Origin of the sequence: Gordonia jinghuaiqii, from assembly GCF_014041935.1 — a bacterium.
Taxonomy (GTDB): domain Bacteria; phylum Actinomycetota; class Actinomycetes; order Mycobacteriales; family Mycobacteriaceae; genus Gordonia; species Gordonia jinghuaiqii.
In genome coordinates this window covers 3,021,221-3,043,784 of sequence record NZ_CP059491.1, presented here as the reverse complement: position 1 = coordinate 3,043,784, position 22,564 = coordinate 3,021,221, and the positions used below count along the sequence as shown (strand labels likewise).

Sequence of the window (22,564 nt, the reverse complement as noted above, 5' to 3'; positions counted from 1 at the left end):
CCGATGACCGCCGGAGCCGAACCCTCGGAGAGCCGCCTGGCCGCAACGCGGGCGGGACGGCATGCGCGAATCATCGAGATCCTGTCCACGCACCAGGTACGGAGTCAGTCCGAGTTGCAGCGGTTACTGGCCGAGGAAGGCGTGGAGGCCACCCAGGCGACGCTCTCGCGTGACCTCGACGAGCTCGGTGCCGTCAAACTGCGCGCCGCCGACGGCGGTGCCGGCGTGTACGTCGTGCCCGAGGACGGTTCGCCGGTCCGCGGTGTGTCCGGCGGTACCGATCGACTCGGCAGGCTCGTCTCGGACCTGCTGGTCTCGACCGACAGCAGCGGCAACCTCGCGGTCCTGCGAACCCCGCCGGGTGCGGCGCACTATCTGGCCGCCGCACTGGACCGCGCGCGTCTTCCGGACGTGGTCGGCACGATCGCCGGGGACGACACGATCTTCGTCGTGGCCCGCGAACCGCTCGACGGGGCCGGACTCGCCCGGCGGATCGAGGGTCTCGTGTAGCCGCCGGCCGATCGAGCGGCGCCACACCCACGGACATACTCACCCAAGGCACCACTCACCCACACCACAGACTCCCCGACACCCAACCGACACCCGGACGGTGTTGTCGGAACCCCGGGTCCGATGATGGACTCGGGTCAACGCTAGAACAGGAGCTTCACCTCATGGCAGAACGTGTCGTACTCGCGTATTCGGGCGGCCTGGACACCTCGGTCGCTATCAGCTGGATTCAGAAGGAGACCGGCAAGGAGGTCGTCGCCGTGGCGCTCGACCTCGGGCAGGGCGGCGAGGACATGGAGGTCATCCGCCGGCGCGCACTCGAGTGCGGCGCGGTCGAGGCCGTCGTGGTCGACGCCCGCGACGAGTTCGCCGACGAGTACTGCCTCGGTGCCATCACGTCGAACGCCCTCTACATGGACCGCTATCCGCTGGTCTCGGCGCTCTCGCGCCCGCTGATCGCCAAGCATCTCGTCACCGCAGCGCGCGATCACGGCGGCACCGTCGTGGCCCACGGTTGCACCGGCAAGGGCAACGATCAGGTCCGCTTCGAGGTCGGATTCGCCACTCTCGCACCCGATCTGGAGGTCCTCGCGCCCGTCCGCGACTATGCCTGGACCCGTGAGAAGGCCATCGCGTTCGCCGGCGAGAACGGCATCCCGATCAACGTCAGCAAGAAGTCGCCGTTCTCCATCGACCAGAACGTGTGGGGCCGGGCCGTCGAGACAGGCTTCCTCGAGGACCTGTGGAACGCGCCGACCAAGGACGTCTACGACTACACCGAGGACCCCACGGTCAACTGGAACTCGCCCGACGAGGTCATCATCGGCTTCGACAAGGGCCGCCCGATCAGCATCGACGGGCGTCCGGTCAGTGTTCTCGAGGCCATCCAGGAACTCAATCGTCGCGCCGGCGCACAGGGCGTCGGTCGTCTCGACGTCGTCGAGGATCGTCTGGTGGGTATCAAGAGCCGCGAGGTGTACGAGGCCCCGGGCGCGATGGTCCTGATCCGCGCCCACGAGGAACTCGAGCACGTCACCCTCGAGCGCGAACTCGGCCGCTACAAGCGCGGCACCGACCAGAAGTGGGCCGAGCTGGTCTACGACGGCCTGTGGTTCTCACCGTTGAAGCGTTCGCTGGACGCGTTCGTGGCCTCCACCCAGGAACACGTCACCGGCGAGATCCGACTCACCCTGCACGGCGGCACCATCGCCGCCACCGGGCGTCGTAGCCCGGAGTCGCTCTACGACTTCAACCTCGCCACCTACGACGAGGGCGACACCTTCGATCAGTCGGCGGCTCGCGGATTCGTCGAGCTGCACGGCCTGTCGTCGAAGATCGCGGCCAAGCGGGACCTGAATCTGTGAGTGCCGGGACCTCTCACGACGGCGGGGACGCCGGCGGAACCACCAACCAGGGTTCGCTCTGGGGCGGGCGGTTCGCCGGCGGTCCGGCCGAGGCGATGGCGGCGCTGAGCAAGTCGACCCACTTCGACTGGGCGCTGGCACCTTTCGACATCGAGGCGTCCAAGGCGCACGCCCGGGTCCTGAACAAGGCCGGGCTTCTCACCGCCGAGGACCTGACCGCCATGCTCGACGGTCTCGATCGCCTCGCGGCCGACGTCGCCGACGGCACCTTCGGTCCGGCGGACTCCGATGAGGATGTCCACGGTGCCCTCGAACGAGGGCTGATCGAGCGGGTCGGCGCCGAACTCGGCGGCCGCCTGCGCGCGGGTCGTTCGCGTAACGATCAGGTCGCCACACTGTTCCGGATGTGGCTGCGCGCGGCGATGCGTCGCGTCGCGCTGGGACTCCTCGACGTCGTCGACGCGCTGACCGCGCAGGCGGCGGCACATCCCGACGCGATCATGCCGGGCAAGACGCACCTGCAGGCGGCGCAGCCCGTGCTGCTCGGGCATCATCTGCTCGCCCACGCGCAACCGTTGCTGCGCGACATCGACCGGCTCGCCGACGCGGATCGTCGAACTGCGGTGTCACCGTACGGTTCCGGCGCACTGGCCGGTTCGTCGCTCGGTCTCGACCCGGCGGCGATCGCCGCCGACCTCGGCTTCGACGCCCCGGCGGAGAACTCCATCGACGCCACCTCCGCACGTGACTTCGCCGCCGAGGCCGCGTTCGTCTTCGCGATGATCGCGGTCGACCTGTCCCGGTTGTCCGAAGAGGTGATCATCTGGAGCACACCGGAATTCGGGTATGTCACGCTGGCCGACGCGTGGTCGACGGGCAGTTCGATCATGCCGCAGAAGAAGAATCCGGACGTCGCCGAACTGATGCGCGGCAAGGCGGGTCGTCTGATCGGAGATCTGACCGGTCTGATGGCGACCCTCAAGGCGCAGCCGTTGGCCTACAACCGCGACCTCCAGGAGGACAAGGAACCGGTCTTCGACGCGGTCGCGCAGCTCGAACTGCTGCTGCCCGCGGTGACCGGCCTGGTCGCGACCCTCGAGTTCCACACCGAGCGCATGGCCGAGCTCGCGCCTGCCGGCTTCACGCTCGCCACCGACATCGCGGAGTGGATGGTCCGGCAGGGAGTGCCGTTCCGGGTCGCGCACGAGGTCGCCGGAGCCTGTGTGCGTGAAGCGGAGTCGCGCGGTGTCGGTCTCGACGAGCTCGACGACGACACCCTCGCGGCCATCAATCCCTCGCTGACGCCGGCCGTTCGCGATGTGCTGACGGTGCGCGGCTCGGTGGAATCGCGCAGTGCGCACGGCGGTACGGCGCCGGTCCAGGTGCGTCGTCAGATCGACGTCATCACCGCGCAGACCGCCGATCTCCGGACACGCTGGACCGCTGGGCCGGGAGGGCGACGCTGACGGCCATCACGTGAGTACAGTGACCTCAGTCACCGGGTGATCGGTGCGCAACGTTCGGCGGTGCCGGGGAGGGAACGAACACGATGGTGGGTTGGGACGGGGTCCCTGATATCGGTGGAGTCGTCGGTCGGGTGCTGGCCACTGCTCAGAACGGACTCGAGGTGCTGCGCTTCGGCGGCCTCGAGACCGGCACCGAGCCTGCGCCGTTCGCGATCGTCGAGACGCAGAAGATGTTCCGGCTCCGCCGGTATTTCCCGAACGAGCCCTCGACCGGTCCGAACATCGTGCTCGTACCGCCGATGATGGTGTCGGCCAACGTCTACGACGTCACCGACCAGAACGGCGCGGTCTCCGTCCTGCACCGCAACGGCATCACGCCCTGGGTCATCGACTTCGGTTCGCCCGATTCCGAAGAGGGCGGGATGGAGCGCAACCTCGCCGACCACGTGGTCGCTATCAGCCGGGCCATCGACCTGATCGTCGAGGCGACGGGCCGCGACATCCATCTCGCCGGCTACTCGCAGGGTGGCATGTTCGCCTACCAGGCGGCGGCGTATCGCAGGTCCAAGGGCATCGCCAGCCTGATCACGTTCGGCAGCCCCGTCGACGTTCTCGCCGCGCTCCCGTTGGGGCTGCCCGCCGGGCTCGTCGCCCCGGCCGCCGAGTTCCTGGCCGACAAAGCGTTCTCGCGCAATCTCTGGGTCCGGGACTGGATGGCTCGCACCGGCTTCCAGCTGCTCGACCCGGTCAAGACGGTCCGCAGCCGAATCGACTTCCTCCGCCGGTTGCACGACCGCGAGGCCCTGCTCCCGCGCGAGGACCAACGTCGTTTCCTCGAGGCCGACGGCTGGGTGGCCTGGTCCGGTCCGGCGATCGCCGAGTTGCTGCGGCAGTTCGTCGCGCACAACCGGATGGTCTCGGGTGGGTTCGTGGTCAACGGCGATCTCGTCTCGCTGACCGAGATAACCTGCCCGGTCCTGGCCTTCGTGGGCGAGGCCGACGACATCGGGCAGCCGACGGCGGTACGCGGAATCGTCCGGGCCGCACCCGACGCCGAGGTGTACGAATCCACCCTCCCCGTGGGACATTTCGGGCTCGTGGTCGGCACCGCGGCAGGTCAGCACACCTGGCCGACCACCGCCGAATGGGTCAACTGGCTGTCGTCCAACGGTCGGCGCCCGGAGCTGATCTCGGAGATGTCGCTGGTGGAACATGGTCACGGCGGCGGTGTGAGTCTCTCCTCGCGCATCACCCACGGCGTGGGTTCGGTCGCCGACGCCGGTACCGCCGCGTCCCGCGAGCTCCTCGGATTCGCGAATTCTCTGCAACGCACCTCGCGCGCGGTCGCCTCGGAATCGGTGCGTACCGTGCCCAGGCTCCTGCGTCTCGGCCAGATCCAGAGCGGCACGCGCATCTCGTTGTCGAAGTTGATGGCGGAGAACACCAAACGCGGTGGCGACAACGAACTGTTCCTGTTCGAGAACCGGGTCCTCACCCACGCGCAGGTCGACACCCGCATCAACAACGTGGTCGCCGGGCTCATCGATTGCGGGGTGCGTCCCGGTCAGCACATCGGTGTCCTGATGGAGACCCGTCCCAGTGCGCTGGTCGTCGTCGCGGCCCTGTCCCGACTGGGCGCGGTGTCGGTCCTCCTCGCCGGTGACGCGGACCTGCGGGAGATGTTGCGTCTCGCGGACAGCTCGGTCATCGTCACCGACCCGACTCATCTGGACCAGGCGGCCGCCGCTTCCGGGCGCGTACTCGTACTCGGCGGGGGTAGCGGCGAGTCACGTGCCATCGACGGCGCCGACGGCACGCGGGTGGTCGACATGGAACGGATCGACCCGGCGGCCGTGGTTCTGCCGTCGTGGTACCGACCCGATCCCGGTCTGGCGGGCGACCTGGCGTTCATCCTGTTCAGTCGCGCCCAGGGCAAGCTCTTCCCGTGGCCGGTCACCAATCACCGCTTCGCGATGTCAGCCTTCGGCGCGGCATCGGCTGCGGCGCTGACCGACCGCGACACGGTGTACTGCTTGCCGCCCCTGCATCACGCATCGGGCCTGCTGACCACGCTCGGCGCCACCGTTGTCGGTCGTTCGCGGATCGCGCTGTCGAACGGCATCGACCCCCAGAACTTCGCGACCGAGGTCCAGCGATACGGCATCACCGTCGTCTCCTACACCTGGTCGATGCTGAACGGCGTCGTCCGGGACCCGGGTTTCCGCATCAACCAGCACAACCCCATCCGGCTGTTCATGGGTTCGGGGATGTCCGCAGGCCTGTGGGAAGACGTCTGCCGCAGTTTCCCGCGCGCCCGCATCCTGGAGTTCTTCGCCACCGCCGACGGTTCGGCGATCCTGGCCAACGTCTCCGGCGACAAACTGTCCTCGGTGGGCCGCCCTCTGCCGGAGACCAACCCGGTGGAGGTCGTCGCATACGACATCGACAGCGACCGTCTGCTCATCGACGACTCGGGCTTCGTCCGTAGAGCCGAGATCGGGGAGCCGGGACTGCTGTTGTCGAAGGCCAAACACAAGTTCGACACCAACGGCACCGTGCTGCGCGGTGTCTTCACCGCCAGGGACCGTTGGGAGGTCTCGGGCCACTTGTTCGTGCGCGACGCCGACAACGACCTGTACTTCCTCGGTTCCACGGACCGGGTGCTGACGACCGCACACGGGCCCGTCTTCATCCCGCCGATCGGGCACGCGCTCTCCCGCATGCCGATGGTCGACCAGGTCGTCGTCTACGGCGTCGGTGATCCAGGACGTCAGGTCGTCATCGCCGCGCTGACACTTCGTTCCGGGGCGAAGGTCGAATCCCTGACGGTCACGCAGTTGCGTGTCGCCCTCGGTCAGTTCCCGGCGCAGGAGCGCCCCCACCTGATCCGTGTCGTCGACGAGATCCCGGTTTCTGCCTCGTACCGCCCGCTGAGCACGGGATTCGTCGACGAGGGGATTCCGGCTCCCGGCGCTCGCGTCTGGTATCGGGACGAGGACGGGCGTTATCGCCGGTACACGCGGACCATCGCGGAGAAGCTGGACTGGGCCGGGACGACGCCGAGCGATGTCCTAGGCTGAGCGGGTGACGACACGCGCTGAGGCCATCGACCCGATCGTGCGCGAACGACTGGCCTGCCCACAGGACCACGGCCCGCTGATCAACGCCGGCGACGAGCTCTACAACCCGCGCCTGCACGTGGCCTACCGGATCGACTCCGACGGCATCCCCGTCATGCTCATCGACGAGGCGCGCAAGGTCGACGACGCCGAGCACGAACGGTTGATCGCGCCGCACTAGATCGAACGCCGGGCGTCACCTCCTACACGCGTCGCTACCGGCGGATGACAAGATCGTGGTGTGAGTGCCGAGACCGCCAAGCCAGATACCAGCACCAGCGCTGGGACCGTCGACATCCTCGAGGAACTCGAGTGGCGAGGTCTGATCGCACAATCGACCGACCTGGGCGCCCTGGGTGAGGCGCTGGCCAACGGCCCCATCACGCTCTACGCCGGCTTCGACCCGACAGCCGCGAGTCTGCATGCCGGCCATCTGGTCCCTCTCCTGACACTGAGGCGATTCCAGCTCGCCGGACACCGGCCGATCGTCCTCGCAGGTGGCGCCACCGGACTGATCGGCGACCCGCGCGACGTGGGGGAGCGGACCATGAATGCGCCCGACACGGTCGCCGAGTGGGCCGGCCGTATCGACGCACAGCTCAGGCGGTTCGTCGACATCGATTCGTCGCCGACCGGCGCGGTCGTCGTGAACAACCTGGACTGGACCGGGCAGCTGTCTGCGATCGAGTTCCTTCGCGATCTGGGCAAGCACTTCTCGGTGAACGTGATGCTCGCCCGGGACACGGTGAAGCGTCGACTCGAGGGCGACGGCATGAGCTACGCCGAATTCAGTTACCTCCTGCTGCAGTCCAACGACTTCGTCGAGCTAAATCGCCGGTACGGCTGTCTCCTCCAGATCGGTGGTTCCGATCAGTGGGGAAACATCATCGGTGGCGTGGACCTGGGACGACGCCTCGACGGCAGCTCGCTACACGCTCTGACGGTGCCGTTGGTGACGTCGTCGGACGGAAAGAAGTTCGGCAAATCCACCGGCGGCGGCAGCCTGTGGCTCGATCCCGAGCTCACCAGTCCTTACGCCTGGTACCAGTACTTCGTGAACACCGCCGACGCCGACGTCGTGCGGTACCTGCGGTGGTTCACCTTCCTGGACCGTGAGGAGATCGAGGAGCTCGAGAGCGCAACCGCCGAGAAGCCTCACCTGCGTCTCGCGCAGAAGCGGCTGGCCGCCGAGATGACCACCCTCATCCACGGGGAGGCGAACACCGCTGCCGTCGAGCTGGCCAGCCAGGCGTTGTTCGGCCGTGCCGAGCTCGACGAGCTCGATGAGTCGACTCTCGCCGCAGCTGTGGGCGAGACCTCGGTCGCGGAGTACCAGGCCGCGCGGCCGACCATCGTGGAACTGCTCGTCGACACCAAACTCTCGGAGAGCAACAAGGCTGCGCGGCGTGCGGTGTCCGAGGGTGGCGCGTACGTGAACAACACCAAGATCACCGATCCCGAGTGGCAGCCGACCGACGCCGACCTGCTCCACGGGCGCTGGTTGGTCGTTCGCCGAGGGAAGAAGAGTTTTGCCGGAGCGCGACTAGCCCCCTGACCAGGCGATTTGACGCGTTGTTCGCGCCTGTGTAACTTAATTGACGCACCGCAGAGAGCAAGCCCCGGAGCTGCAAGCCCCGGGGCGGTAAAAGCGCCCTGACCGATGGTCGGGGTCGCCTGTGCGGGGCACTCCCGAGAACAAGAGAGCGGGTCACACCGCGCTCTGGGAAGCTCATCAGGAGCCGCCTCTCATGTAGAGGACGTCCGGTGGGTGTGTGTTCTTTGAGAACTCGATAGTGTGATGATGAATTGTCTGATGCCAATTTGGCATCGTGCATTCTTTATGGATGTAGATGTTTTTGTTTGTTTTTGTGGCATCTGCCTTTTTGGGGTGGGTGTTGCTAGTTTTTGGATTGGTCAGGTTTTGCTTTCCTGATTGTGTTGAAATGCTGGCTCTTTTGGGGGTTGGTTGTTTCGCTATTTTTTCATGGAGAGTTTGATCCTGGCTCAGGACGAACGCTGGCGGCGTGCTTAACACATGCAAGTCGAACGGAAAGGCCCAGCTTGCTGGGTACTCGAGTGGCGAACGGGTGAGTAACACGTGGGTGATCTGCCCTGCACTCTGGGATAAGCCTGGGAAACTGGGTCTAATACCGGATATGACCTTCCCTCGCATGGGGGTTGGTGGAAAGCTTTTGCGGTGTGGGATGGGGCCCGCGGCCTATCAGCTTGTTGGTGGGGTAATGGCCTACCAAGGCGACGACGGGTAGCCGACCTGAGAGGGTGATCGGCCACACTGGGACTGAGACACGGCCCAGACTCCTACGGGAGGCAGCAGTGGGGAATATTGCACAATGGGCGCAAGCCTGATGCAGCGACGCCGCGTGAGGGATGACGGCCTTCGGGTTGTAAACCTCTTTCACCAGGGACGAAGCGCAAGTGACGGTACCTGGAGAAGAAGCACCGGCCAACTACGTGCCAGCAGCCGCGGTAATACGTAGGGTGCGAGCGTTGTCCGGAATTACTGGGCGTAAAGAGCTCGTAGGCGGTTTGTCGCGTCGTCTGTGAAATTCTGCAACTCAATTGCAGGCGTGCAGGCGATACGGGCAGACTTGAGTACTACAGGGGAGACTGGAATTCCTGGTGTAGCGGTGAAATGCGCAGATATCAGGAGGAACACCGGTGGCGAAGGCGGGTCTCTGGGTAGTAACTGACGCTGAGGAGCGAAAGCGTGGGTAGCGAACAGGATTAGATACCCTGGTAGTCCACGCCGTAAACGGTGGGTACTAGGTGTGGGTTCCTTTTCACGGAATCCGTGCCGTAGCTAACGCATTAAGTACCCCGCCTGGGGAGTACGGCCGCAAGGCTAAAACTCAAAGGAATTGACGGGGGCCCGCACAAGCGGCGGAGCATGTGGATTAATTCGATGCAACGCGAAGAACCTTACCTGGGTTTGACATACACCAGAAAGCTATAGAGATATAGCCCCCCTTGTGGTTGGTGTACAGGTGGTGCATGGCTGTCGTCAGCTCGTGTCGTGAGATGTTGGGTTAAGTCCCGCAACGAGCGCAACCCTTGTCCTGTATTGCCAGCGGGTTATGCCGGGGACTTGCAGGAGACTGCCGGGGTCAACTCGGAGGAAGGTGGGGATGACGTCAAGTCATCATGCCCCTTATGTCCAGGGCTTCACACATGCTACAATGGCTGGTACAGAGGGCTGCGAGACCGTGAGGTGGAGCGAATCCCTTAAAGCCAGTCTCAGTTCGGATTGGGGTCTGCAACTCGACCCCATGAAGTCGGAGTCGCTAGTAATCGCAGATCAGCAACGCTGCGGTGAATACGTTCCCGGGCCTTGTACACACCGCCCGTCACGTCATGAAAGTCGGTAACACCCGAAGCCGGTGGCCTAACCCCTTGTGGGAGGGAGCTGTCGAAGGTGGGATCGGCGATTGGGACGAAGTCGTAACAAGGTAGCCGTACCGGAAGGTGCGGCTGGATCACCTCCTTTCTAAGGAGCACACAACAACACTCGTTTCTGTGGGCGTATGTTCTGCGGCGAGTGTGTGTTCAGGGTGAAACATCAGACAGGCCATGTGGTGGTGCCGGCTCATGCCGGGGTCATCGGTCGACGCTCACTGTGAGGTGGGTGTGTTCTTGTCACACTATCGGGGTTCTGAGAGAACACATTTGTGTTGTCTCTGGACTGCTCATGATGCGGATGTGTGTGTGGATCTCGGCTGTGGTGGTCGGGGGAGCGCGGGTCGGTTGTGGGTGTGTGTTGTTTGAGAAGTGCATAGTGGATGCGAGCATCTTTATTTCAAATCAACAATTTTTGTTGGTCTGTGATTTAGCAGAAAATGTTTTGTGATGTCTACATTCGGTCCCTCGCTGGCATGGCCTTTTGGGTTGTGTTGGGTGGGGGGTTGTTTGTAGGTGTTGTTGTAAGTGTTTAAGGGCGTTCGGTGGATGCCTTGGTACCAGGAGCCGATGAAGGACGTGGTAGGCCGCGATAGTCCTCGGGGAGTTGTCAAACGAGCTGTGATCCGAGGGTGTCCGAATGGGGAAACCCAGCACGAGTGATGTCGTGTTACCACCAGCTGAATGTATAGGCTGTGTGGGGGGAACGTGGGGAAGTGAAACATCTCAGTACCCATAGGAAGAGAAAACAATTGTGATTCCGTGAGTAGTGGCGAGCGAAAGCGGAGGAGGCTAAACCATGCGCATGTGTAACCGGGTAGGGGTTGTGTGTGTGGGGTTGTGGGGTTCATCTTCTCAGATCTACCTGTCTGGGCGTGAGTCAGAAAACCATGTGTTAGGTGAAGTGGCCTGGAATGGTCTGCCGTAGTCGGTGAGAGTCCGGTAGCTGAAAACATGTGGTCTTGCGTGATGAATTTTCCCAAGTAGCAGCGGGCTCGTGGAATCTGCTGTGAATCTGCCGGGACCACCCGGTAAGCCTGAATACTTCCTGGTGACCGATAGCGGACAAGTACCGTGAGGGAAAGGTGAAAAGTACCCCGGGAGGGGAGTGAAATAGTACCTGAAACCGGACGCTTACAATCCGTCAGAGCCTGTGCACCCTTGTGGTGGTGGGTGATGGCGTGCCTTTTGAAGAATGAGCCTGCGAGTTAGTGCTCGGTGGCGAGGTTAACCCGTGTGGGGTAGCCGTAGCGAAAGCGAGTCTGAATAGGGCGTTTGAGTCGCCGGGTCTAGACCCGAAGCGGAGTGATCTACCCATGGCCAGGGTGAAGCGACGGTAAGACGTCGTGGAGGCCCGAACCCACTTCAGTTGAAAATGGAGGGGATGAGTTGTGGGTAGGGGTGAAAGGCCAATCAAACTCCGTGATAGCTGGTTCTCCCCGAAATGCATTTAGGTGCAGCGTCACATGTTTCTTACCGGAGGTAGAGCTACTGGATGGCCGATGGGCCCCACAGGGTTACTGACGTCAGCCAAACTCCGAATGCCGGTAAGTGAGAGTGTGGCAGTGAGACTGCGGGCGATAAGGTTCGTAGTCGAGAGGGAAACAGCCCAGATCGCCGGCTAAGGCCCCTAAGCGTGTACTAAGTGGAAAAGGATGTGGGGTCGCGAAGACAACCAGGAGGTTGGCTTAGAAGCAGCCACCCTTGAAAGAGTGCGTAATAGCTCACTGGTCAAGTGATCCTGCGCCGACAATGTAGCGGGGCTCAAGTACACCGCCGAAGCCGCGGCACTCACACAATAGCCCGTTCTTCCCTTACGGGGGTTGAACCAGGTGTGTGGGTGGGTAGGGGAGCGTCCTGCATCCGTGGAAGCCACAGAGTGATCTAGTGGTGGAGGGTGTGGGAGTGAGAATGCAGGCATGAGTAGCGAAAGCAGAGTGAGAAACTCTGCCGCCGAATGACCAAGGGTTCCTGGGCCAGGTTAATCCGCCCAGGGTGAGTCGGGACCTAAGGCGAGGCCGACAGGCGTAGTCGATGGACAACGGGTTGATATTCCCGTACCCGTGTATCCGCGCCCATGCTGAATCAGTTGTACTAACCATCCTGAAACCGACGAGTGGACCTTCGGGTCTCGAGTTGGTGGATGCATGGGACCTCGGCTGGTAGTAGGCAAGCGATGGGGTGACGCAGGAAGGTAGTGGGGCCAGTGAGTGGTAGTACTGGTGTAAGCCTGTAGGGCGTGTTCTAGGTAAATCCGGGACACATACAGCCTGAGAGGTGATGCGTAGCCGTTGAGGCGAATTCCATGATCCTATGCTGCCGAGAAAAGCCTCTAGTGAGTTGGTACACGGCCCGTACCCCAAACCGACACAGGTGGTCAGGTAGAGAATACTAAGGCGATCGAGAGAACTGTGGTTAAGGAACTCGGCAAAATGCCCCCGTAACTTCGGGAGAAGGGGGACCCAGACTGGTGACGGCATTTACTGCTTGAGCTGGTGTGGGTCGCAGAGACCAGAGAGAAGCGACTGTTTACTAAAAACACAGGTCCGTGCGAAGTCGTAAGACGATGTATACGGACTGACGCCTGCCCGGTGCTGGAAGGTTAAGAGGACCGGTTAGTCACTTTCGGGTGGCGAAGCTGAGAATTTAAGCCCCAGTAAACGGCGGTGGTAACTATAACCATCCTAAGGTAGCGAAATTCCTTGTCGGGTAAGTTCCGACCTGCACGAATGGCGTAACGACTTCTCTGCTGTCTCAACCACAGACTCGGCGAAATTGCAGTACGAGTAAAGATGCTCGTTACGCGCGGCAGGACGAAAAGACCCCGGGACCTTCACTATAGCTTGGTATTGGTGTTCGGTTCGGTTTGTGTAGGATAGGTGGGAGACTGTGAAGTGGGCACGCCAGTGTTCATGGAGTCGTTGTTGAAATACCACTCTGATCGTATTGGACTTCTAACCTCGGACCCTGATCGGGTTCAGGGACAGTGCCTGGTGGGTAGTTTAACTGGGGCGGTTGCCTCCTAAAAAGTAACGGAGGCGCCCAAAGGTTCCCTCAGCCTGGTTGGCAATCAGGTGTTGAGTGTAAGTGCACAAGGGAGCTTGACTGTGAGACGTACATGTCGAGCAGGGACGAAAGTCGGGACTAGTGATCCGGCACCGGCAAGTGGAAGCGGTGTCGCTCAACGGATAAAAGGTACCCCGGGGATAACAGGCTGATCTTCCCCAAGAGTCCATATCGACGGGATGGTTTGGCACCTCGATGTCGGCTCGTCGCATCCTGGGGCTGGAGTAGGTCCCAAGGGTTGGGCTGTTCGCCCATTAAAGCGGCACGCGAGCTGGGTTTAGAACGTCGTGAGACAGTTCGGTCTCTATCCGCCGCGCGCGTTAGAAACTTGAGGAAACCTGTCCCTAGTACGAGAGGACCGGGACGGACGAACCTCTGGTGTGCCAGTTGTTCCGCCAGGAGCACTGCTGGTTAGCTACGTTCGGAAGGGATAACCGCTGAAAGCATCTAAGCGGGAAGCCTGTTCCAAGATGAGGTTTCTCACCACCTTGAGTGGTTAAGGCCCCCTACAGACCATGGGGTTGATAGGCCAGAACTGTACGCCTAGCAATAGGTTCAGGTGACTGGTACTAATCGGCCGAGGACTTACCAACAACACCCACACATCACATACACCAGTATGTTTGTGTGTTCGCATCCACTATGACACTTCTGAAACAACACACAACCGTTTAAACAAACAGTATGTGTGCTGTTTTATAAAGTTACGGCGGCTATAGCGGAGGGGAAACGCCCGGCCCCATTCCGAACCCGGAAGCTAAGCCCTCCAGCGCCAATGGTACTGCACCCTAATCAGTGTGGGAGAGTAGGACACCGCCGAACACAATTTCAGAAGGGCCCCGTATTCGATGAATTCTCTTCGTCGAATACGGGGCTTTTCTCGTGCGTCCACACCGGTCGGAGTGAGGCGCGATGCTTCCCAACAAGGTTCAAGGGCATAGATTGGCTGCTATGAGTGATCGTGATCGTCCGCGTCGTGAGGGACGCGGCCAGCGGGACACGCGGGGTTCGCGCGATTCGGGAGGGCGGGGTGCGCCCGGTGGACAGGGCCGGCGCCCCGATCGTCCCGCACGCGACCGCGGTCCCGATCGCGGCAGTCGGCAGCCAGGTCCGCCGTTGCCCGAGGATGTCGCCGCGTCGGATCTCGATCCCGAGGTCCGCCGGGACCTGCTGTCGCTCGACAAGACCAATGCGGAGATCGTCGCACGTCATCTCGTGATGGTGTCGCGGCTGCTGCTCGAGGATCCTGTGCTCGCACTGGAGCACGCCCGTGCGGCTCGTGCCCGTGCATCGCGGGTGGGTGTCGTCCGCGAGACCGCCGGCATTGCCGCGTACAACGCAGCCGAGTGGCAGGAGGCCGCGACCGAACTGCGCGCTGCCAAGCGGATCACCGGCAGCACGGCCCTGCTGCCGCTGATCGCCGACTGTGAGCGGGGCCTCGGACGTCCCGAGCGCGCCGTCGAGATCGCCCGGGGCGACGACGGCCGATCGCTGACCGGCGAGGACGCGACGGAGATGCGGATCGTCGAGGCCGGTGCGCGGATGGACCTCGGCGAACCGGAGAAGGCCGTGGTGACGCTGCAGGCGGAGAACCTCAAGCCAGGCCAGCTCGGTACCGGCCCGGCACGCCTCTTCTACGCGTACGCGTCGGCATTGGACGCCGCCGGTCGCCGTGACGAGGCGATGACCTGGTACATGAACGCGGCCGCCGCCGACGTCGACGACGTGACCGACGCCGAGTTCCGCCTCGCCGAACTGGCTGACGACTACCAACCCGCCGATGGCGCCGGCGAGACGCTCGACGGTGCCGAGGCGGTGGAAGAGGCCACGGTGCCCGTCGTCGAACCTGCGGAGAACGCCGAGCCGGTAGCCGATGACACCGACAGCGTCGAATCGGTGGACGGTACCGCGGACCTCTCCGCGACGTCGAGTTATGTCGAGACAGACAGCGCGGTGCTCGTCGACGATCCTGACGAGACCGCAATCGTGTCGCCCGCAGCGGACACCGTGGAGGCCGAGGCCGAGCCCCAGATCGTCGAGGGTGTCCCCAATCCCATCGCCGCCCTCCACGAGTCGGCTCCGGTTGAGTCGGCTCCGGTTGAGTCGGCTCCGGTTGAGTCGGCTCCGGCGGCATCCGCTGCGTCGGCGGCGGCACCGGTGACGTCGCTGGCTGACCGGTACGACGCGCTCCTGCTCGATCTCGACGGCACCGTGTTCGCGGGGCACCGCGCCCTGCCGAACGCCGTCGACACCCTGGCACGTCTGCCGATCGCACGATTCTTCGTGACCAACAATGCGAGTCGCCGTCCGGTCGAAGTCGCCGCGCACCTGCGCGAGCTCGGCTTCGAGGCGACCGAGGATCTGGTGGTGACGAGTGCCCAGTCGGGTGCCCGGTTGCTGTCGGAGCACCTCGAGCCCGGGTCACGGGCGCTGGTGATCGGCACGGACGGTCTTGCGCAGGAGCTGCGCGAGGTCGGTATCGGCGTCACGCGCAGTGCCGATGACCGTCCGGCAGCCGTCATCCAGGGTCACTCACCGGAGACCGGCTGGGCCCAGCTGTCCGAGGCCGCGCTGGCGATCCGCGCGGGAGCACTGTGGGTGGCCACCAACGTCGACGCGACCCTGCCGTCGGAACGCGGTCTGCTGGTGGGCAACGGCTCCATGGTTGCCGCCCTGCGCAACGCGACCGGCAAGGAGCCGCTCGTGGCCGGCAAGCCCGCGGCACCTCTGATGGCCGACGCGATCGCACGCGCGCGGGCCAGCGCCCCGCTCGTCGTCGGAGACCGGCTCGACACCGACATCGAGGGCGGTCACGCCGTCGGAATCGAGAGCGCACTCGTTCTGACAGGTGTCAGCACGGTCACCGATCTCCTCGCCGCACCGCCGGAGCAACGCCCGACCTACGTCGTCGACGACCTTGCCGGTCTGTTCGAGGATGCCGAGGCCGTTCGGGTGTCTCATCAGCCGGACTGGACGGTCACGGTCGAGGGTTCGACGGTGACGGTCACCGGTACCGGCGCCGAGATCGGGCTCGTGCCGGCACTCGCCGCCGCCACCTGGGCGGCTGTGGACGCAGGCACGGCCGATCCCGAGGAGCTGCGTATCGTCGCCGACGGGTCGGCGCGGACCAAGCTGGCTTCTCTGGGTGTCGCCCTCGTCGGCTAGCGTGGTGCACGATGAGCTTCCCGCCTGAGCACCCTCCCGGCCACGATGGTCCCCGGCCCAGTCCGGGGGCCATGCCGCGTCGCCAGCACGACCCGGCCACCGACGGTTTCCCCGGCCAAGTGGCCGACCTGGAAACACCCGACGTCGAGGCCGAGGTCTCGGAGTTGCTGTCCCAGGTCGACGCGGTCCGCGAGTCCGTGGGCGACACATTCTCGCTGGCGTCGCTGGAACGGCAGGCCGTGCTGCTCGAACAGGCACACGACGCCCTGACAGCGGCCCTCGATGCGGTCGACCGCCGATGACACGCGACTCGATCCTGACACGATCCTCGATCCGGATGTGGCGCTGACGATGGCCATCAGAGCACGACTCGACGCCGAGTTGGTTCGCCGCGGCCTCGCCCGGTCCCGTGAGCAGGCGCGCGAACTGGTCGACGCCGGAGCGGTGAAGGTGAACGGAACGATCGCCGCGAAACCGGCGACCGGCGTCACCCGGGACACCCCCATCGTCGTCGACGAGGCACCCAAGGACGACTGGGCTTCCCGTGGCGCACACAAGTTGCTCGGTGCACTCGAGGCGTTCGAACCGCTGGGCCTGAGTGTCGAGGGACGGCGTTGTCTCGATGCCGGCGCGTCGACCGGCGGGTTCACCGACGTCCTGTTACGGCGCGGTGTGCGGGAGGTGGTCGCAGCCGACGTCGGGTACGGGCAGTTGATCTGGCGCCTGCAGAACGACGAGCGCGTACACGTGCTCGACCGCACCAATGTCCGTCATCTGGAACCGGACGCGATCGGTGGCCCCGTCGACGTGGTGGTCGCCGACCTGTCGTTCATCTCGCTCGGACTCGTGCTGCCGGCACTGGCCCGATGCTGTGCGCCCGGCGCCGATCTGCTCCCGATGGTCAAGCCGCAGTTCGAGGTCGGCAAGGATCGCGTGGGCTCCGGCGGGGTGGTTCGCGATCCCGCACTGCGTGCCGAAGCGGTGTTCGACGTGGCGAGCGAGGCCGCCGCACTCGGGTTGCGGACGCGAGGCGTCGTGGCAAGTCCGCTGCCGGGGCCGTCGGGCAACGTCGAGTTCTTCCTGTGGTTGCGCAAGGAGTCGGTGCACAAGAAGTCGGGGCACCAGGCAGGCGAGGAGTCGGTGGAGAGCGATAGGGTCGACCGGTCGGACTCAGCGTCGGCGGCCGGCTCGCATCCCGCGGCCCGCCCCGGAGAAGAGCTCCGAGCCATGATCGAGCGAGCGGTCGCCGAGGGTCCGCACTGACCGCCCGGTCCGGTGGCCCGGCTGGTCGTCACACATTGCACCTTCACGGAGCACTTTCACACGGAGGGAACCACCAGTGACCGACGATTCGGTAGCCGAGTCCGCCGGTGCCCGCGAGTTCTTGGTGGTCGCCCACACGGGTCGTGAGAACGTCATCGAGACCATCGAGGCGATCGCCCGTCATTGCGCGGCGGCCGGCGTCGCTCTGCGTGTCGTCGACCACGACACCCTCGGCCGTGACGTCCCAGATCACGATGTCATCTACCGCCAGAACCCCGCGGCACCCGCCGCGTCGGTGAACACCCCGGTGGATCCGGAGCATCTACGGCAGCTGGGTGCCGTGGTCGAGGTGACGACTGCGGAGTCGGCGTCGGCCGAGGGTTGCGAACTCGTCATCGTGCTCGGCGGCGACGGGACCTTCCTGCGTGCCGCCGAACTCGCCTATCCCGCCGACGTCCCCGTACTGGGCATCAACCTGGGACACATCGGGTTTCTCGCCGAGGCCGAGGCACATCGCGTGCATGAGGTGATGGCGCAACTCATCGCCCGCGACTACCGCGTCGAGCCCCGGATGACCCTCGACATCGCCATCGTCGACCCGGCGGACCCGGATCCGCCGACCGCCTGTGGATGGGCACTCAACGAGGTTGCGGTACTCAACACCAGCAACCACGGGGTGCTCGAACTCGTGACCGAGGTCGACGGACGGCCGGTCTCGGCCTTCGGCGCCGACGGCGTGCTGGTCGCCACTCCCACCGGTTCGACCGCCTATGCGTTCTCGGCGGGGGGACCGGTGATGTGGCCCGATCTCGAGGCGATCCTGGTGGTCCCGAACAACGCGCACGCGCTCTTCGCCCGTCCGATGGTGACGAGCCCGCGGTCGCGGATCGCAGTGGAAGTCGACAAGAACGGACGTTCGGCGCTCGCGCTGTGCGACGGCCGCCGCGCACTCTCGGTGCCGGCCGGAGCGCGCGTCGAGGTTCTGCGCAGCGAGCGTTCGGTGCGGTGGATTCGGATCGACTCCGATCCCTTCGCAGACCGACTCGTCACCAAGTTCGCCCTCCCGGTCACGGGTTGGCGAGGGAGGCAGGCATAGGGGTGCTCGAAGAAATCTCGATCACCGGTCTCGGTGTCATCGAGGAGGCGCAAGCGCGCTTCCATCCCGGATTCACCGTGCTCACCGGCGAGACCGGTGCGGGCAAGACGATGATCGTCACCAGCCTGCACCTGTTGTCGGGTGCACGCGCCGATGCCACACGCGTGCGCACCGGAAGTCCCAAGGCGATCGTCGAAGGACGTTTCCGGCTGGCGAATGCCGAGGGGGTCCACAAGGACCCGGTGGTCGCCGAGATCCTGGACTCGACCGGAGCCGAACTCGACGACGACGACACCGTCATCGCCGTCCGCACGGTCAGCGCCGACGGACGCTCCCGTGCACACCTGGGCGGGCGGTCGGTGCCGGTGGGGGTCATGGGACAGCTCACCACCGCAGTGCTGGCGATTCACGGCCAGAACGATCAGCTCCGGCTCCTGCGCCCCGAGCATCAGCGCGCCGCGCTCGACACCTTCGGCGGGGCCAAGGCGGTCGCCGCGCTCGAGGCCTACCGCAAGGCGCGGGCCGCATGGGTGGAGATCCTCGACGAGCTCGACGTCCGGCGCGCCAACTATCGTGAACTCGCGCAGGAGGCCGACCGCCTGCGCTTCGGCATCGACGAGATCGCCGCCGTCGACCCTGTCCCCGGAGAGGACGAGGAACTCACCTCGACCATCCGCAGGCTCTCCGACCTCGAATCCATACGCGCAGCCGCAGACCAGGCACACGACATCGTCGCCGGCGATTCCGGATCGTCGATCATCGAGGGGCTGGGCTCGGTGCGCACACTCCTCGAGTCCGCTGCCGACGACACCCTGCGCGAGTTGGTGCCGCGGGTCGCCGAGGCACTCACCGTCATCACCGATGTCGGTGCGGAGCTGACGGCGTTCACTTCCAGCCTGCCCGCCGATGCCGACTCGCTCGACAAGCTGCTGGCCCGTCAGGCCGAGCTGAAGACCTTGGTGCGCAAGTACGCACCCGACGTCGACGGTGTCATCGACTGGCGGATCAAGGCTCAGGCTCGGCTGGCCGAGATCGAGGACCCGCGCGCCTCCATCGAGGAGCTCGAGACAGCCGCGACGGCGGCGAGGGAGAAGGTCGAGGCGGCCGCGGGCAAGCTGCACGACCTGCGTACCAAGGCGGCGAAGTCGATGGCCGACAAGGTGTCCAAGGAACTCAAGGGGCTGGCGATGGGTGACTCCACCCTCGCGGTGTCGGTCAACCCCGATCCCGCGTCCCCCGATGACCGGCTCGCGATCACCGTCGCACGGCAGCAGGTGCACGCCGGTGCCGACGGACCGGACAAGGTCGAGTTCGCGCTCGTCGCCCATCCCGGGGCGACACCTCTGCCGATCGCGAAGTCGGCGTCCGGCGGTGAGCTCTCACGTGTGATGCTGGCACTGGAGGTCGTCCTCGCGGCGCCCACGTCCGGTTCGGTCATGGTGTTCGACGAGGTCGATGCGGGCGTCGGTGGACGCGCCGCGGTCGAGATCGGCAAACGGTTGTCCAGATTGGCGCGCGCCCATCAGGTCATCGTGGTGACCCACCTCCCGCAGGTGGCTGCCTTCGCCGACAATCACCTCGTCATCGGCAAGAGCAAGAAGGGTGCACTCGTCACCAGCAGCGTGCGAACCCTCGATCGGGACGAGCGGGTGGCCGAACTGGCACGGATGCTGGCCGGGCTGGGGGAGTCCGACACCGGACGTGCCCACGCCGAGGAACTTCTGGCGACGGCGGAATCCGAACGCGCAGCGCACTGAGAGCATCGAGACCGACCCTGGACGTGATGATTCGGCGATGAGACACATGGTGCGTGTGTGACAAAAGTTGCCCCTGTTACGGCGCGCCTCCACGGCTGAGCCATGCGTTCGGTCAATCATGGCCGTCATGAAGATGCCTGCACTGCTCGCGCGTAACACCGAAGAACTGCCTGGCGTGACTGGTATCGCCAGGATCGACAAGAACACGAAACGCCTGCTCAGCAGGGTCGGACCGGGGGACATCGCGATCCTCGACGAGGTCGATCTCGACCGCGTCACCGCCGACGCTCTTGTCGAGGCCAACGTCGTCGCCGTGGTGAACGCTTCGCGTTCGATCACCGGTCGCTACCCGAACCTGGGTCCGGAGGTGCTGGTCGCCTCGGGCATCGCCCTTCTCGACGACGTGGGGCCGGAGATCTTCAAGCGGGTCAAGGACGGTGCCAAGGTGCGGGTCCACAACGACCGGCTCTTCGTCGGCGACCGCAGGCTGGCTCTGGGCACCGAGCTCGACGAGCGCGACATCGCCGACATCATGATCGGTGCGAAGGCGGGTCTCGTCGATCACCTGGAGGCGTTCTCCGGCAACACGATCGAGTTCATCCGCAGCGAATCCCCGCTGCTGATCGACGGCGTCGGCGTACCCGACATCGACGTCGACGTCGCGGGCCGCCACGTTGTCATCGTCGGTGAGGGTGCCGATCGTGCCGCCGATCTGCGGTCCCTGAAGCCGTTCATCAAGGAGTATCAGCCCGTCATGGTCGGCGTCGGGACCGGCGCCGACACCCTGATGAAGGCAGGCTACAAGCCGTCGATCATCGTCGGCGATCCCGAGGACATGAAGACCGCGACGCTGAAATCCGGTGCACAGCTTGTCCTTCCGGCAGACACCGACGGACATGCGACCGGCCTCGAGCGCATCCAGGACCTCGGCATCGGGGCCACCACCTTCCCGGCGGCCGGCTCGCCGGGCGACCTCGCGCTGCTCCTGACCGACTACCACGGGGCTGACCTGATCGTCACCGTCGGCTATCCCGGCTCGCTCGACGACTTCTTCGACCGGTCTCGCCGTGAGAGCAATCCCTCGATGTTCCTGACCCGACTCAAGGTGGGGCAGAAGCTCGTCGACGCCAAAGCCGTCGCGACCCTGTACCGCAGCCGGGTGTCGGGTGCGGCGATCGCGTGCGTCGTGCTCGCCGCGCTGGTGGCGGTGATCGCGGCGCTGCTGCTGTCCAACGCGGGCACCGACGTCACCGATTGGATCATCGTGCAGTGGAATGCGCTGCTCGACTGGGCACGAGAGGTCTGGAACCGGTAGGCGATGATTTCGCTACGACAACACGCGATCTCGCTGGTCGCCGTCTTCCTCGCACTGGCACTGGGGCTCTTCCTGGGGTCGGGATTCGTCGGTGACCGGGTGAACTCGATGACCGGGACCAGTCGCGACCGGATCGGGGATCTGGAGACCGAGCGCGACGACCTGAACGCCAAACTGAACGCCGCCAACAGCTTCGACATGGCGATCGCCCCGCGCCTGATCGCCAATACACTTCGCGATCAGTCGGTTCTGGTGGTCACCGCACCGAACGCGGCCCAGGCCGACATCGACGCGGTCAAGGAGTCCCTCTCGGGCGCCGGGGCACGCTTCGGCGGACAGATGGCGCTCACCGATGCGCTGCTCTCCGATTCCAGATCCGAGGAACTGCGGACCATCGTCGACCAGACGATCCCGCCCGGCACGATGCTGCGCGCCGAGCTGACCGACTCGGGTGGCCGCGCAGGCGATCTGCTCGGCGCACTCGTGCTGTCCAACGACGCGGCCAGACCCGCATCGGCCGAGGATCGCCGTACGGGGCTGCGTACGCTGCGCGACGGCGGTTTCATCGACTATGCCGACAACGCCATCACCCCGACGGATCTGGTGGTCGTGGTGACCGGCGAGGAGTTCGGCCCCGACTCGGGTGCGCAAGGTGCGCTCGTCGGCCGCCTGGCCGCCGCGATGGCCGCCCGCGGTGTGGGCGGTGCTCTGGTGGGACGCACCGGCTCGGCCGGCGGCGGCTCTCCGATAGCCGTGGTCCGGGCCGACCCGTCGCTCGCCAACGCCGTCTCCACCGTGGACAACGTCGATCAGCCCACCGGGCGCATCACCACGATCCTGGCGCTCGCCGCCGAGGTCGACGGTGCCACCGGCGCCTACGGCACAGGTCCCGGCGCGGGTGCGATCACGGTGGGCGCCGATGGACGCCCCGCCGCCTGATCGTCAGCAGCAGTATCGACAGCAGCAGTATCGACAGCCGAGGGTGAGAACGCCTCGGGAGTGAGTACCGCCACGCCGCACATGGGTGTG

Annotated in this window: 13 protein-coding genes and 3 rRNA genes; all 16 read left to right on the top strand. The window is 64.9% G+C overall.

Annotated features, from left to right (window positions below; genetic code table 11):
* Positions 1 to 3: 3 nt before the first annotated feature.
* The 16 genes from H1R19_RS13630 (at position 4) to H1R19_RS13555 (ending at position 22,474) form a co-directional block, all read left to right on the top strand.
* Positions 4 to 510, top strand: coding sequence for an arginine repressor (locus tag H1R19_RS13630; RefSeq protein ID WP_188327995.1), 507 nt, complete (start codon positions 4 to 6; stop codon positions 508 to 510).
* A 164-nt stretch (positions 511 to 674) separates the two neighbouring features.
* Positions 675 to 1,874: an argininosuccinate synthase gene (locus tag H1R19_RS13625; protein WP_188327996.1), complete on the top strand. Its 1,200-nt coding sequence runs from the start codon at positions 675 to 677 to the stop codon at positions 1,872 to 1,874.
* Positions 1,871 to 3,340: an argininosuccinate lyase gene (gene argH, locus H1R19_RS13620; RefSeq protein WP_188327997.1), complete on the top strand. Its 1,470-nt coding sequence runs from the start codon at positions 1,871 to 1,873 to the stop codon at positions 3,338 to 3,340. Before H1R19_RS13625 ends, argH begins: the two co-directional genes overlap by 4 nt.
* Positions 3,341 to 3,423: 83 nt before the next feature.
* Complete coding sequence (locus H1R19_RS13615) at positions 3,424 to 6,420, top strand: AMP-binding protein (RefSeq protein WP_219849305.1); 2,997 nt, start codon at positions 3,424 to 3,426, stop codon at positions 6,418 to 6,420.
* A 4-nt stretch (positions 6,421 to 6,424) separates the two neighbouring features.
* A complete protein-coding gene (locus tag H1R19_RS13610) occupies positions 6,425 to 6,640 on the top strand; it encodes a Trm112 family protein (RefSeq protein WP_188327999.1) in 216 nt (71 codons plus the stop codon).
* A gap of 60 nt (positions 6,641 to 6,700) precedes the next feature.
* Positions 6,701 to 8,014, top strand: a complete 1,314-nt coding sequence (gene tyrS / locus H1R19_RS13605) for a tyrosine--tRNA ligase (protein WP_188328000.1) — start codon at positions 6,701 to 6,703, stop codon at positions 8,012 to 8,014.
* A gap of 426 nt (positions 8,015 to 8,440) precedes the next feature.
* Positions 8,441 to 9,964: ribosomal RNA gene (locus H1R19_RS13600) — 16S ribosomal RNA — on the top strand.
* Between the two features lie 431 nt (positions 9,965 to 10,395).
* Positions 10,396 to 13,532, top strand: a 23S ribosomal RNA gene (locus H1R19_RS13595).
* 112 nt (positions 13,533 to 13,644) lie between these two features.
* A 5S ribosomal RNA gene (gene rrf, locus H1R19_RS13590) occupies positions 13,645 to 13,761 on the top strand.
* Together the 16S, 23S and 5S rRNA genes form the textbook arrangement of a ribosomal RNA operon.
* A 129-nt stretch (positions 13,762 to 13,890) precedes the next feature.
* Positions 13,891 to 16,104 (top strand): HAD-IIA family hydrolase, encoded by a 2,214-nt coding sequence (locus H1R19_RS13585; RefSeq protein WP_219849304.1) that lies wholly within the window; start codon positions 13,891 to 13,893, stop codon positions 16,102 to 16,104.
* An 11-nt stretch (positions 16,105 to 16,115) separates the two neighbouring features.
* Positions 16,116 to 16,406: a hypothetical protein gene (locus H1R19_RS13580; RefSeq protein WP_244970702.1), complete on the top strand. Its 291-nt coding sequence runs from the start codon at positions 16,116 to 16,118 to the stop codon at positions 16,404 to 16,406.
* Between the two features lie 49 nt (positions 16,407 to 16,455).
* The gene (locus H1R19_RS13575) at positions 16,456 to 17,367 is read left to right on the top strand and encodes a TlyA family RNA methyltransferase (protein ID WP_188330521.1); all 912 of its coding nucleotides are present in this window, start codon (positions 16,456 to 16,458) and stop codon (positions 17,365 to 17,367) included.
* A gap of 76 nt (positions 17,368 to 17,443) precedes the next feature.
* The gene (locus H1R19_RS13570; protein WP_219849303.1) at positions 17,444 to 18,463 is read left to right on the top strand and encodes an NAD kinase; all 1,020 of its coding nucleotides are present in this window, start codon (positions 17,444 to 17,446) and stop codon (positions 18,461 to 18,463) included.
* 2 nt (positions 18,464 to 18,465) lie between these two features.
* On the top strand, positions 18,466 to 20,220 hold the full coding sequence (gene recN / locus H1R19_RS13565; RefSeq protein ID WP_188330469.1) for a DNA repair protein RecN: 1,755 nt from the start codon (positions 18,466 to 18,468) through the stop codon (positions 20,218 to 20,220).
* Between the two features lie 127 nt (positions 20,221 to 20,347).
* Positions 20,348 to 21,535 (top strand): putative cytokinetic ring protein SteA, encoded by a 1,188-nt coding sequence (gene steA / locus H1R19_RS13560; RefSeq protein ID WP_219849302.1) that lies wholly within the window; start codon positions 20,348 to 20,350, stop codon positions 21,533 to 21,535.
* 3 nt (positions 21,536 to 21,538) lie between these two features.
* Positions 21,539 to 22,474 carry a copper transporter gene (locus H1R19_RS13555; RefSeq protein WP_219849301.1) on the top strand — a complete coding sequence of 312 codons (936 nt, stop codon included), beginning with the start codon at positions 21,539 to 21,541 and terminating at the stop codon, positions 22,472 to 22,474.
* The last annotated feature ends 90 nt before the right edge of the window (positions 22,475 to 22,564 follow it).